Source organism: Hominimerdicola alba 8, from assembly GCF_000178155.2.
GTDB classification, from domain to species: Bacteria; Bacillota; Clostridia; order Oscillospirales; family Ruminococcaceae; genus Hominimerdicola; species Hominimerdicola alba_C.
Genome location: NZ_ADKM02000094.1, coordinates 1 through 13,535, shown reverse-complemented (window position 1 = coordinate 13,535; position 13,535 = coordinate 1). Strand labels below are relative to the sequence as shown.

The 13,535-nt window shown below is 48.0% G+C and carries 9 protein-coding genes and 1 pseudogene; 1 reads left to right on the top strand and 9 read right to left on the bottom strand.

The window, feature by feature from the left end; all coding sequences use genetic code 11:
• Positions 1-153 precede the first annotated feature (153 nt).
• Together CUS_RS11520 and CUS_RS11515 are read right to left on the bottom strand one after the other, a co-directional pair.
• The gene (locus tag CUS_RS11520) at positions 154-1,536 is read right to left on the bottom strand and encodes a DNA primase family protein (RefSeq protein WP_002850929.1); all 1,383 of its coding nucleotides are present in this window, start codon (positions 1,534-1,536) and stop codon (positions 154-156) included.
• Positions 1,490-2,086, bottom strand: a complete 597-nt coding sequence (locus tag CUS_RS11515; protein ID WP_002850969.1) for a CHC2 zinc finger domain-containing protein — start codon at positions 2,084-2,086, stop codon at positions 1,490-1,492. The genes CUS_RS11520 and CUS_RS11515 overlap by 47 nt, the downstream gene beginning before the upstream one ends.
• Positions 2,087-2,308: 222 nt before the next feature.
• Here CUS_RS11515 and CUS_RS11510 point away from each other — a divergent pair, with 222 nt between their 5' ends.
• Positions 2,309-4,243 (top strand): AAA family ATPase, encoded by a 1,935-nt coding sequence (locus tag CUS_RS11510; protein ID WP_002850931.1) that lies wholly within the window; start codon positions 2,309-2,311, stop codon positions 4,241-4,243.
• On the opposite strand, the gene CUS_RS20430 is transcribed toward CUS_RS11510, so the two are convergent.
• The 7 genes and pseudogenes from CUS_RS20430 to CUS_RS19855 all read right to left on the bottom strand — a co-directional run bounded on the left by CUS_RS20430 (position 4,244) and on the right by CUS_RS19855 (position 13,432).
• Positions 4,244-5,041, bottom strand: coding sequence for a hypothetical protein (locus CUS_RS20430; protein WP_242831553.1), 798 nt, complete (start codon positions 5,039-5,041; stop codon positions 4,244-4,246).
• A 340-nt stretch (positions 5,042-5,381) separates the two neighbouring features.
• Positions 5,382-5,864 (bottom strand): annotated as a pseudogene (locus CUS_RS20785) (relaxase/mobilization nuclease domain-containing protein); the annotation flags it as partial.
• The gene (locus CUS_RS11495; RefSeq protein ID WP_002850912.1) at positions 5,864-6,217 is read right to left on the bottom strand and encodes a plasmid mobilization protein; all 354 of its coding nucleotides are present in this window, start codon (positions 6,215-6,217) and stop codon (positions 5,864-5,866) included. The gene CUS_RS11495 and the pseudogene CUS_RS20785, both read right to left, overlap by 1 nt.
• Before the next feature lie 361 nt (positions 6,218-6,578).
• Positions 6,579-7,025, bottom strand: a complete 447-nt coding sequence (locus tag CUS_RS11490; protein WP_002850955.1) for a hypothetical protein — start codon at positions 7,023-7,025, stop codon at positions 6,579-6,581.
• Positions 7,022-7,945 carry a ParM/StbA family protein gene (locus tag CUS_RS11485; RefSeq protein WP_037277198.1) on the bottom strand — a complete coding sequence of 308 codons (924 nt, stop codon included), beginning with the start codon at positions 7,943-7,945 and terminating at the stop codon, positions 7,022-7,024. Before CUS_RS11485 ends, CUS_RS11490 begins: the two co-directional genes overlap by 4 nt.
• Before the next feature lie 219 nt (positions 7,946-8,164).
• On the bottom strand, positions 8,165-11,500 hold the full coding sequence (locus CUS_RS11480) for a DEAD/DEAH box helicase (RefSeq protein ID WP_002850944.1): 3,336 nt from the start codon (positions 11,498-11,500) through the stop codon (positions 8,165-8,167).
• Positions 11,501-13,432, bottom strand: a complete 1,932-nt coding sequence (locus tag CUS_RS19855) for an Eco57I restriction-modification methylase domain-containing protein (RefSeq protein WP_002850933.1) — start codon at positions 13,430-13,432, stop codon at positions 11,501-11,503.
• Between the last annotated feature and the right edge of the window lie 103 nt (positions 13,433-13,535).

Below are 13,535 nucleotides of genomic sequence, written 5' to 3'. Positions count from 1 at the left end.
CCCGTGTAAACGGCGCAAATACGCTGTTTTAAGCGTGTGCCTATGCCGTGTAAAGTGTCTGACAGCGTGTGTGCCACACGCCGTTTCTGCGGTCACACACCTGACCTACACGGCAGAAAGCTCGCAGTTACGAGCTTTACACGCCTACACGCCTTAATAGGTACTTGCCTTAAACTTTAACGCAATGCCCTTGAAGCCTCGGACATGACTGCTCCCACTCGGAATATTGAGATCATACTTGATATGATACGTCGCTTCATTCTGCCTGAGCCATGATACAAAAGTCTCACGTTTCAGGGCGGTGAGGGCGTTGTCCTCGCACCAATGGTAATAACTGTCATACAGTGCCGATGATGCGACCCGCAGATTTCCCCCATACTGCACCCTGTCCGTATCTTCCAGAAATTCCGTGATATTGCAGTTGTCCTGCATAGTCTCCATGACATTCTGCCTTGCCCTGTCGGAGATCGTGAAGCGGTAATTGTTGGCAAGCAGGCGGAGCAGTCCGTCATACATCCAGCAAAAAATCTTCTCTTTCTCGGCGATGAACTTCTCGGCGATGTACGGGTCAATGATACGGCGTTCGGGCGGCGGCAAGGTGGTGAGGATTATCATTCGCCGTGAAAATCCCTTGCTCTTGTCATAAAGCGTTTTCGGACTGCCGTTGCCGAAACACAATAGCCTTGTGTACAGGAGCGCCTGTTCGCTCTGCTTGCCTTTGGCTTCAACATCTATGGGCGTTTCGGCGGTGACAAGGTTCTTGATATATCCCGTGGACGACAGCGCCTGCATCTGCATATCATCGTCCACCATAAGCAGGCGGTCTTTGAGATTGTAGCGGAAAAAGCGGTCATTCTCGATGCGGTGGACATTCCCCGTCAGCATATTGTCCATGAATATCTCACGAAGAACGATGCCGATACGGCTCTTTCCCTCACCGCCCTGACCTATAAGAAACATCATCTTCTGCCCTTTGGTGGACGGTATCAGCAGATAGCCGAGATATTCCTGCAAGGTGGTCACATCTTCAGGGGTGAGCAGTTCCATGAGGAATGTCAGGAACCTTTCGGGATAATACGCACCGTTGCGGATATTCGGGTCATAGCAGATGTTCAGGCGGTTTTGGCAGAACTCCTTTCGTGGATAAAAGTTGCCATTCAGGTCGAGCTTTCCATTCTGCACATGGATAAAGTTGAGGTCAGGGTTAAGCGGTGCGCTGTATGTATAAAGCCGCAGTGCGTCCATGATCTGCACAACTTTCTTTGAAAGCCCTATCCACACGCCCTGACGGAGCATACGATAGACCTCCGCCCCAAGTGCGTTCTCGTCCACCAGTCCGTCATAGTCGAAAAACCGTCCGCCAATGCACTTCATGGGGTGCTTCTGCGTGAACAGCTTGCAGAATTTCAGCTCGTTGACCGTAGTTTTATCGAGCATCCAGTCGGGAAGCTCACGTTCCTGCTTTTTCTTTTCAGGCGGAGTGGTTACTTCAACATTCTCCCCATTCTTCGACACATCGTTTGTATTCTCGTTCAATCCTGTCTACCTCCAATTTTATCTCATCTTGCCCCTGCTTATCGGTACGGTTGAAAGTCTCCAGCAGATACCACGCATAATCAATATGGTGAATGGCATAAATGTACCGCCTGTCTATCTCATCTTCGGGAGCTTTCGGGGCATAGCGTATCTTGTATTTATGAAGTAGGGTAAAGTACCTGAGCAGAATGTCATACATTCGGGTGATATGCAGTTTCTCTGCTTTTCGCTGTTCGATCTCCCTGCGTCGTTTTTGGATAGCTTTATTGTCGGGTGGCTTGTCCAAGTCCAGACCGAGAGCGAAATCGCTGTTGATCTGCTTCACAGCTTCGATAGCTGACAGCCCGAAAAGCTCCTGCACCAGTTTGATAACATCGCCGTGAGCCTGACAACCGAAACAGTAATAATGATCTTCATACAGCTTGCAGGACGGATGACGCTCCCTGTGGAACGGGCAGAGTGCCATGTTTCCTCGGTGAACTTCCACGCCGTAACTTCGGGCGGCAGTGGGCACGTCCACAAGCTCTTTTACTTCTTCAAATATTGTCATGTAAAAACCTCCTTTCACTTACAGCAAAATAACGTCCTTTTGTTGCACGAAAACGTACAACAAATAATGAAATATGTCTAAGTTAAAAGAATAACTATTTGTTTGCACAAATAAATAGCCTGTATTTTGTAAGAATAGCACAGCACATTTTCCGATATTGCTTGAATTTGATATGGCTTTGTGATATAATTATATTGGTATAATATCGAAAGGAGCTGCCGTATGAACTGTGATATCAAAACCGTGATCGCCATTCTTTATAAACAGCTCGTATCATCGTCTGTGGGCACCTATCAGGCATTGGTGGATATGCTGTTCAAGTCCTATTTTAACGATCCGACCAGTCCGGAATATGACCGTTCAGAACCGTCAAAGCTGAATAAAGGCACTCGCACGTTATCCTCTAATATCACGGATTTTTATGTGCGAAAGGATAAGTCTGTACTGCTCGGTGATATTAAAGGTATGCTGAAATACATCCTCGACAAACCGCAGCTCCATGTTTCGTTCTTTGACCTTATCATCAATGATCCGCTTATATCCAAACCCTATAAAAAGCAGTTTGCTTTGAATAATACCCGTGAATACTCCGATGATGAACATCTTGCGGAAGTGTTCTATACTGCTGTGACCATTGCCGCATACCGTCCGTATTATAAGGCTGATAAGAACTGGTATGCGGACTACTACTATGATCCGAACAGCAACTCAGAAGGTCTGTTTTCCAAAGCTAAACCTAAAGCTCCGCCAAAATATTTTACTGGACGTGAAAAGGAGCTTGAAGAGCTGCACGCATTGATGCAGTCCGATGGTAAAGTGTTTCTGACAGGCGTTGCAGGTGTCGGCAAGAGCGAGCTTGTCCGCACTTATGCGCAAAAGTATGCTTCGGAATATGCCCATATCGGATATTATAATTACAATGAATATCATAACGGCATAGCAGATATTATTGCGAATGTTCTGCCGAATATGGCATTTATCCGCAGTGACATTGAAGCTCTCTATGAAGAAAACCTTGAACTTCTGTCGGCATTTGGTAAAAATCTCCTGCTCATCATCGACAACTATAATGTTCCTGCCGATCGTGACTCAAAACTGCCTGACCTTCTTGAATTGGAATGTGATGTTATTTTCATTTCCTATTCTCACTATGACGATGATTTTACTGTATATGACCTGACAGAGTTCAGGACATTCCGTGAATCATATGATCTGATAAAGCAGTTTTATCCGTTTGATGAGAATGATTCTGATGTAAAATTCAAAATGCACCGTCTTGCGTTGATAACAGATAAATATCCGTTTTCATTGGAGCTGTGCGCCCGCTCCATGAAAAGAGGAACCGACACGCCCGATACCTGTGCAGATGCCCTTGTAGGAGGAATCAAGAATATGAAAGCAAGAATCCCTGCTAATAAAGACCGTAAGCCTAAGACCGACACACACTATCGTCACATTGAAAGCCTGTTCAGAAAGGCAGACCTCACTGTTACCGATAAATATGTTCTGTCATATATGCGTTTCATGCCCGAATCGGGTGTTCCGAAAATGTTGTTTCAGAAATTGACAAGGCTTATTGATTTCACAGAGATAGACAAGCTGATCGACCTCGGCTTTATCCATGATAACTCTGACGGTACGATCTCCATAACCTCTATTGTACGCAAGCTCGTTGAAGCCGATTATAAGATCAACCCTGAAGAAATGCTTGCGTTCGGTGAGACTTTGTTCTCTACGGATACAAGCGAAGCTCCCAAAGAAGTACTTGCTGAGATTGCTGATAGAATTTCACCCTTGAAATATCTAACGATGATCGAAAGTGATGTTTTTGTTGCATATCATCTGCTGTTTCAGTTTTACTTCAAGATCGAAAGCAATTTCAGCACAGATATGGCTATGAGCTGCTTGGCTATGAACTATAACAAGAACATTTTCAAACACCGCCTGCTGTACCAGGCAGACAAGGCTCAGTTTTTTGAGCGTTTCAAGGACAGCGAAAACTTTGATCTTATCAAGCAGACTCTTGAAAAAACAGAGACCAATCCTCGCTGGCACGCTCATGAGGACGGCAAGGAGCCGCCCTCGGATCCGCTTATCAAATCATTCATTGTTTCAGAGGAAGATGATGCTGAGATTTTCGGCTTGAATGACGAATGATCAGATAAAATCAAACAACCTCAGCAGTACATCTATCACCACTGCAACAGGTGCAGCATAGTACAGAAGATCGCCTATCGTTCTGACAGTGCAGAAACGCTTCACCGACTTGCTGATCTGAATTGATGCTTTTTCGGCGACTTCGGTCGCCGATTTTACTTTGCCTGCACAGGCGGTAATATCCTTCTCCATCTGATCGCTGTTTGCCTGCACATATTGCATCAGCTCGTTGATAGCTTCCTTTTCCTGCTTTTTAAGGTTGTAATAGACGTTACCTACCGCCAGGTTCGTTACGTTTTCTACGGTTTTTGCGTACATCTCTTGCAGGTTCAGGTTGTGGCTTGCGCTTTCGTTCAGGCGTTCCATTTCGCTGTTCATACTCTCGGAATAGATCTTCAAAAGATCGCACATCTCCAGAACTGCCGATGCCATCAGAAGAACTCTCTCGTCCACTTTGGCGTTCTGAGTGTTCGCTCCCGAGCGATCTAACAGTTGATGTACTCTCGCCTTGATGTTGTCTATCCCCTGCGGAAGTGCCGGTGCCAGTACTATCTCCGGCTTGTATTCCATTGGTAGTTGCTCCTGTGTCTCCTGTACTGCGTATCTGCTTTCCGTCCTGTGTTCTGCCAGTTCCTGAAGTCGTTGATGGTTTTCCCGACTGAACGGACGAATCGTTTCTTGTGGTATTGTCTTGCCTGTTTTCTCTGATATTATCACTTCCTCGTCGGGTTTCGGTGATAACTGCTGTTCCTGCGAGTTCTTGATCTTCACGTCCTCGTTGATCCTTTCCAAGCTCATAGTTGATTCCTTTCACTGTATATTTATCACCCAGCTTACTGCCCCTGACCGAGACAAGTTTACCGCTTTTATCGGTATAATTCGGGTGACGGTAGGATATGGTGTTGCCTTTGACACGGCACTCCACATGATAATGCTTCATGAGGGCATTCACCACATCTTCTAAAGTCCTGTTGTTCGGGTCGGCACACTCGATACGAATGACCTCTCTCAGTTCATCCTTGAACGTCTCCTTGCCTTTGGCTTTCATCTGCTTTTCGGCAAAAGTTTCCTTATCGGGGCTGTCATCAAGATCGTGATTATAATATTCCTCTCGCATAGAGTGAGTAAGCCCACGTTTCTGACATTGCTCTCCCAGGTACTCACACATATTATAAAGGTCTCTCTCGTTACGGCGGAATGCCTTCCCTGTGACGGTATGGCAATTGCCTATGAGAAAATGTGCGTGAGGGTGGGGCTTGTCAATGTGGACTGCGAACAGCACTTCGTAGCCCTGAAAAAACTTCTCAGCAAAGTCTTTCGTTATCCTGAAAACTTCCTCGTTGGTGAGCTTGTCCCTGTCCTCCGGAGAGAATGATATGGAGATCTGATAAGAAAGGTTCGCATTGCCCGAATTGCGCTTACCGAACAGCTTTCTCGTCATCATAACATCTCTCGGAAAATTATCACGATCACAGTTAATGCCCCAATACAAGTTCGGGGCTGTTTTTATAACTCCGTCCTTGATCTGCTGAGGCAGCTTTCCCAAAATGTAGTGCGCTGTGCGCTCCACCGCCACTTTGGATTTGCAGGGGGTGTAATTGACTTTCACGTTCCCGAACATTATTTACTGCCCTTGATGCTGAACTTCGGGTCATTCAGAAAATCGGAGAGCTGCCCCATAACTCTGTCATTGGTCTTGCGTATCGCTTCGATCTCCGCACGGACACGATATTCCTGTCCGATGTTTGAGAAGTATGCAAGCTGATTGAGGTTTGTTCCGATCTTCCTGATCTCATGGACGATAGGTGCAATGCTCTCCTCTATGGAGTAAACCTTGACTTCGGAACTCCTGATAGCCTGCATCAGATAGTCGGTCTTGCTCAGACCGCTCGCTTCATGCTTGGTATTCCATAGCTGAAGCTCCTCATCGGTCAGTTTCAGACTGATAGAGTGATAGCGCCTGCGATTTGGCATAGTCGCTCCTTTCTCCGCCTGCGGCGGTCTTAGGGGAAGGTCTCGGAGGGGGAACGTCTCTGAGCTGGGAGACCAATGTGTCACTACATTGGTACTACCAGCCCGGCGCAAATCCAGTGACGGGCGTAGTCTTGTTCCTGCAAGACTTTCGATCTCCGTATCGAATTTGAGCCTCGCCCAACTGGCGTTAGGCGCTCAATCCTGCAAATTCCTCTGTGATATTTGCAGGCTTTCTCTTTTCGCATAAAATGCTATCGGGCATTTTTGCGTTATATCTCCGATTTTTCCCCTATCTATTGGTTTGTTGCTGTTGTTGTAACACTCCGCTATGTATTCGGCGGTAAAGCTGTTTCAAGCAGTATCAGCCGCCGATAAAATCGAAATCAATACCGGAATAATCGTCGTTTTCGCTGTTGTCAGCGTTTCCAAAGCCCTCTGTGGCGCTCGGATTGCCAATCTCGGCATATCCTCTACTGTTTTCCGTTCCTACGGAGACAGCCTGCATCGGATAGCCCCTGTTCAGGCTCAGCATCAGGCTTGCAAGAAACTTCGGCATTTCAGCGATAAACGCCTTGCCCACCTCAGACACGATTTGCTCCACAAAACGCTCCTCACGCTGACGGGTCTCAAAGTACGGATCGTCAGCAAGTCTTCCCATACGGTCGAAGTAGTCATTGACCGCCGTAATGGCAGCCACGTTAGTAGACTTGATCTTGTCCTTGTCGAAGTTGTGGAGGTAGTCCCACGCCTTAGCGTGTTCAGGGTTGTCCATGTTGAAACGGAAACAGGTAGTCAGAACCTTGCTCATTTCTTCTCCTCCTTTTTAAGCTGTGCAACTGCGAAATATTCATAGCCCTTAGCCGATGCACAAATGTCTCCGATGATAGTCACTCTATCCTTGTCATAGCTCCCGAAGTTTTCAATCAGCTTTCCGCCGCCGCCCGTGATGTAAAGGCGCATCATCTTCGGGTCATATTCATACTTGCGGAGCAGAGCAAAAATGTCCTCGGCGTACTCTGCAATAGCCTGACGAAGTACCTCAGCATATTCGCTCGCAATGTCAGCCTTGCCGTAGCGGATCATGCTCTGAATAATCGTCTCATCAACGGTTACCCCCTGCTTGTTCATCATCGCATTGGACGCAGCCTTGACGCACTGGTTCACACCCATTTTCTCGGTGTAAGTTTTGGTGTTGATAACACGCTTGTTGCTGACAAAAATGATGTTGACCGTTCCGTTGCCGATGTCGGCGATCATGCTCAGACCTGTCATTTCATTCAGCTTCTCCACCACTGCAGCATAGCCCTGCGGATAAACATAGCACCCGATGATGCGGACGGAGTAGAGCTTGTCCTCATATTTGAAGTCCACGCTCTCACGCTGTAGCATATACTGCCGGAAGCTCTCACGCTGTCTGCCTACCCAGGTGATCGGCAGTCCCACGGCAAGGTACACTTTAGCCGAAGTGATGCCCTCCTGGTTCAGCTCACGGGCAATGCCCATAAGCGTGAACAGGTAGTTGTCCTCGTCCTGCCACTTGTCGGCAAGATATTCCTTGTGTCCTTCACCGATCTGGTAGTAGCTCCCCTCAAAGAAAAGAGTGTTCTTTGTAAAGGTAGGTGCTGCATCGAGCTTGGTGATGCCTGTTGGCGTTACCGTGTTGGCGGTCTTGATATTCCCATAACCGTGGTCGATACCTACGATCAGGAAGTCGTTGTAATGTTTCAAAACAGATACCTCCGTTATACTTTTATTCAGCCTTGCGGATAGCTGTACGCTGTCCTTTGGCTGTAATTTCAGTATAGCAGATATTTCATGCCTTGTGGTTGGCAGGATGTTGGCGAGGTGTTGGCAGAAAAACAATAAAGCCGCCGAGTGTTTATCACTCAGCGGCTTTGGAAATCGCCATTTACGTGTGTTAGTAATATTCTGGTATCATATCAAACCTTACTCGAAAATACTATCCAGCTTTGCTTCCAATGTCCCATCCTTTGCGAGCGGCAGTGCATCACACTGGCGCAGATGATGCTTTTCGATCAGCTCTCCGCCGTCAAAACCGAGAATGAAGTGCAGGGCTATCTGATAGATGATCTCTGTCGGAGCAAGTCCGTATACCTGATGCTCAAAGATGTGTTGTAACCGCTGTGTCTCGTTAGGAAATACCCGTTTCATGCCGTCATTGTTAAACAGCCGCTTTACGATCTCTGCTATGTAAAGACCTGATTTCATGTACAGATCAGCAAAGGTCTTGCCCGGATCATCGAAACAGCCGGGATTTTCCTGCTCCAGCATATCGACCATCTGCTTCACGATACGCTTGGGCGTGAAAATCTGATTGGTCTTCTGCGGCGGGATATAGTCGAAAATATCCTCGGTATGGGTTTCATCAAAGTAATTGCCCAGCCGTGTACGCAGTGACAGGAACTCCTTGATAGAATCATCGAATACCACAGGGTCAAAGAGCTTTCCGGGATATCGCTTCTCCTCGCCTGTTTCTGCATCTGTATACGAACCGCCGTCACGCAGGAAACGGAACTGGTCAAGTGTGATACTGGTCACTTCATAGAACACATCATCGGGGATGATCATATCGAAAGTGGAGAGTGTGGTCTCATCGTCGCCGTATGCCATAAGGAATGATGGTATCGTCCTTGCAAAGCCACGGAGGTGGTCACGGACTGCCTCCTCGATGGTCTCCTTGGTACGCTCACGCTTCTTGGTCTCGACAGTCTTTACGACTTCCTCGCACAAAGTTGGCACAGTCTCCTCCAGCACATTGCTGACACGCTCCTTGAAAGCATCTGTCGCCTCCTGCACCAGAGTATCGAATTGTTCATTGACCTCGGCAGCGGTCTGACCTGTTTCACTCAGATGTGAAAGTGCGTCCTGCCGCTGTGCTTCCAGCGTTTTCTTCTGAATGGAGTAATCACCATATTCCTGCGTAACAAGCCTGTCAGCCTTCTGTTCAAGCTGCTTCTGGAGCTTCTGCGCATCCCGCTTCTTCAGGTCGGCACCATAGGTGTCGTTTGTCACCTGCATCACAGGTGCAACAAGCTCCTTGCGGAATACATCCTGCAAATGGGATATCTGCTGATCTTCCGTCGATTCGGGGGCAGCAAGTATCTCTTCTGTTTTGCGTTCCAGCGTTTCGGAAATATCGCTGTAGATCTTGTCACCGAACACATCCTGTGCTGTGCCGATAACAAATTCGTCTGACAGCTCCACTTCACCTTCCTCATTGACGGACAGGTCTTCTCTTGTTTCAGGCGATACGTCTACAAGGTCGCCCTCCGGCGCATTGGGCAGAGACTGGATAATGTCGATGACCTCCGGCGGTGCATTGAAGATATTGGCGATATTCTGGAACAGGAAATTCGACATAAAGCCACGGCGGACAACTTCCAGAGAACGTATCTTTCTCGGAATGGACAGCACCTTTTCAGCATCCAGCTCGATCATCTCGCCGTTTTCGTCCTCTCCGATGACCGGGAAGAAGTTGAGCAGCTCACGGACATTCTGCTTGCGCTGGTCGCTGTCGCCCTTACCGCCGGAAGTGCCGCTGGACAGGTCGTTTGCAAATTCCTCAAAGATGATCAGCGTTCTTGCAGGGTCAAAGTCGAATACATAGGCATTCTTCTTCACATGAAGCGTGCCGTTCTCCTGATAGCGCCACGGATTCTGACTGCGGAATGCCGCCTGCATATACAGCGCCGGAGACTTGATGTTGGAAAGCATCAGCACCGCCGTCCACTCAGGAACGGTGATACCTGTTGTCAGCTGGCCGACGGACAGGGTAATCGTCTTCTCATGGCGGTCGATGGCTTCACGGACTTTGTCGTAAGCCTTCTTGCTTTCCTCTTCATCGGAGAGCTTGCCGTCACCGGCAGCAAGCACGATCTCGTAGTCTCCGAAGATCGGGTGCGATTTGAGCTTTTTCGCAAGAGCCTTTGCGCTGTCCACACGGTTCAGGAGCCAGAAGGTGTGTTTCAGCTCTGCACGAAGCTCCGGCGTGGAGAACGGGAATTTCTCCTGCGTGGTCAGTGCATCAAGGAAACGGTCAACAGACTCCTCATAGACGAAATCGCCGTTTGGCTTGACAGAGAAGAACAGATTCAGATCGAAAGCATACTCCTCTGTCTCGCCCTCGATCTCAACGCCCTGCTGCAATTCCTCACGGATGATCTCCGACATCTGATATGTGAACAGATTGAGCTGCGGCAGGTTCTCATAAGGGTTATTGCGCTCCGCATCGTTCCAGCTTGCCTTTGCTTTCTGCTCGTCGGCATACGTCCAGTTATAGATCGCATCGGACGGGAATTTGTCATTTGACAGTGCTTTGAACGGCGTACCCGACAGGTGCAGGGTGTGATTGCGCTTGATCTGATGAAACGCCACATCGGTCTTGGAAGTATCAACACCCTCATGCGCTTCATCAATGACCAGCAGTTCCCACTGCATATTGATCAGCTCTTTCAGCTTATCATGCTGACCGCCGAAATACAGCGAACCTTTCAGGTCTTGCAGGCTGACAAATTCGATACAGTCGGCAAGTTCTTTCGTCAGGCTGTCGGTGTATTCCTCACGGGACATGACAAACGGCTTGCCTTTCAGGGCTGATACCTCGCTCACGAAACGGAAACCCGACTCCGTGCCGATAAACTTTACAAAATCCTCATACCACGAATTTGCGATAGCAGGGCGGTTCGTCACAATCAGGATATTGCAGGCATAGTCGTCCTTTGTCGCCTGCAAGCGCTTGCAGAGGTCGTAGGTCGCAAGTGTTTTGCCGAAACGGGGCTTTGCGTTCCAGAGAAATTCGCCCTTTTCGTGGCTCATGAAATAATCAAACGTCTGCGAGACCGCCTGCTCCTGCTCGGCACGGAGTTCATAAGCGATCGTTCCGACAGTATCCATTACGCCCTTGGTGCGGCGGAATTTGGAGTAGAGCGAGAACGAATCATCGCCGCTTATGCGGAACCACTCGGGCTGTTTCTTGTCGCCGGACATCGGCTTCATGCGTTCGATACCCTGCTTTTTGAGGTAGGCGTGGAAATCGCTGTCACGGAAATACGTCCTGCCGTCGGCAAAAACAGCAACGTCGCTCCATTCGGTATGGTGCGGGATATGGGCGGTCTGGAGCTGCTGACGGATGCGGTCTTCCACATCGTCCTGCTCGGTGTAGCCGATCTTCACCCACCCGTCATGCTCGGAGATCGTGGGCGTAGAATAGCAGTAACAGCGGGGCATCGCAGTTTTTGTGGTCTGAATGTTGATGTTTGCCACTTATTCCATCTCCTTTACATGGGTCTCGATGAAACGTATCTCATCGGGGGTGAGGTCGTATTTTTTATAGAGCTGTTGGTCAATGGCGGCAATGGGCTGTGTCCAGTCGATATCGCTGTTGGGGGTGAAGTTTTGGAGTGGGACAAACGGAAGTGTTATTTTTGATAAACCAAATCCACTTATGCAAACCAACATCAAAGAGCGAACAAACTGTGTTTTCATGTATTTTACGCAGTTTTCAGCTTCTGTTTTATTATTCCAGTTTCCGATTACAAAATAAGAATGTGTGCATACTTCGTTAGGACTAATTATACGCATAGATGAAGGAATTACTCTAAATCGTCCGTCTCTACCTGGTTCTCCAGCGTGTTCTGCACTTGTTTTGCTGATCATAACACGATATGTATTGACTGTATCATTCCCCTTTGTTATCATATTCTTAGGAATATAAGTAGTATCATTACTTGAATACAGTTTTAATAATCCATCAGCAGGCTCTTTTTGTCCTCTAACATTGGTATTTAGACCATACGGCATAAGCGAGCTTGCAATACTATCCAAAAATGAATCAGAATGCGCTTGCACCTTATGAACTAATGAAACCGCACTATTATACCGAATAAATGTATCGAATTCATCAAGTTTACGTGCCATAGAAGAAACGTTACCATTTGTTATGTTGGTGAACTCACAGCTTTCATTATCTCTTTTTGTCCATACTACGATGCTAACTCCACCACTTATACTAATATTGGGGAAGCAATCTTTTGCGTTCGTATAGTCAATAATTTTGCGAATGTTTTTAGAGGCGAGCATTCTTTTGCGATAATCGTCTAAGCCCATTCCTCCTGTGAACCATCGTGATGGAGTAATCATCACAATAGCTTGAGGTTGCAAATTGATAGCAGTATCCATAAATAACGGATAAACAGGGCGTGCCTGTCTGCCAGCACCGTTTGTGTCCTCTTGATACGGCGGATTTCCAATCACAAAATCAAATTTCATGCCTTTCCCTCTTTTCTTCAGACCTTTGAACAGCTTGGAAATATCTGCCCGCCAGTCATATATTTTACAGTAGACGATCTCATCGTCCGCTGTTTCTTCTTCATCATCAAACAGCGACATCTGCACAACTTCATCGTTCGGGATACCATAGGGCGGTGTGTCGTTCAAGCCGTCCATCTGCCAGAAGTTCCAGCAGATCACATTCAGGAACTTTTCAAGCTCCTTCCGTGTCGCCTGCCTGTGCCATTTCGCTTCGATGTAGTCCGCCAGCGTATACAGCAGATTCATGCGTGCGATCAGCAGGTTGTCTCCCTGATACTCATAGCCGTACACGCTCTGAAATGCCCGGAACGCCCATTTGAACCACTCCGCTTCATCGGCGGCGTTCTCGTTCACGATACGCAGCTTGCGGTCAAGGATACCGATGCGCCGCTCTATAGGAATGATCTCACCTGTCGATGTGTCATAGCGTGATACGATGTAGGGCGCTTCACCGCAGGTGATCTCCAGCCGACGGGAATCCACATATTGCTTCCAGTCTTTCCCCTCCGGGAATGTGACCGAATCGGTGCTGACCGTCCACTTCTGCCCTTCCTGATGATTGAATACATCGGCTCGCCCGAACCACTCCGCATCGCAGTGGTTGTTCATCTGATTGACGATCCACGCAGGCGTGAACACCTCCGCACGTTTGCGGGTACGCTCCGTCTGCTCTGATGCCGCCTTGTACACTCTCGGCTGAATGTCGCAGGAATCAAATCCCAGCAACACACCCTCGGTCATCTGTGAATCATCTCTGTATCCTGCACCGTAGCCAGCGTAGCTGTCCGATGCGAACAATATATTTTTTCGTGTTGTCTTATCCTGCAGCAGCCGCCCTACCAGCCCTCTGATCGGATAAGAATCCAGTTTTATCAGCTCTTCCAAAGGAACACTCCTCACTTGGCTAAACCGGGAGTTATGCCCTCTGACTGCATACCTGATAGGTGCGGTGTTATACTATGTAAAGTATCTGGGGAGAAGTTAGTTT

Bases quoted from the DNA above. Each gene is read 5' to 3' on its own strand.
- CUS_RS11490 (WP_002850955.1), bottom strand. From the start codon at position 7,025: ATGAGCAAGGTTCTGACTACCTGTTTCCGTTTCAACATGGACAACCCT.
- CUS_RS20430 (WP_242831553.1), bottom strand. From the start codon at position 5,041: ATGAGCTTGGAAAGGATCAACGAGGACGTGAAGATCAAGAACTCGCAG.
- CUS_RS11515 (WP_002850969.1), bottom strand. From the start codon at position 2,086: ATGACAATATTTGAAGAAGTAAAAGAGCTTGTGGACGTGCCCACTGCC.
- CUS_RS11495 (WP_002850912.1), bottom strand. From the start codon at position 6,217: ATGCCAAATCGCAGGCGCTATCACTCTATCAGTCTGAAACTGACCGAT.
- CUS_RS11510 (WP_002850931.1), top strand. From the start codon at position 2,309: ATGAACTGTGATATCAAAACCGTGATCGCCATTCTTTATAAACAGCTC.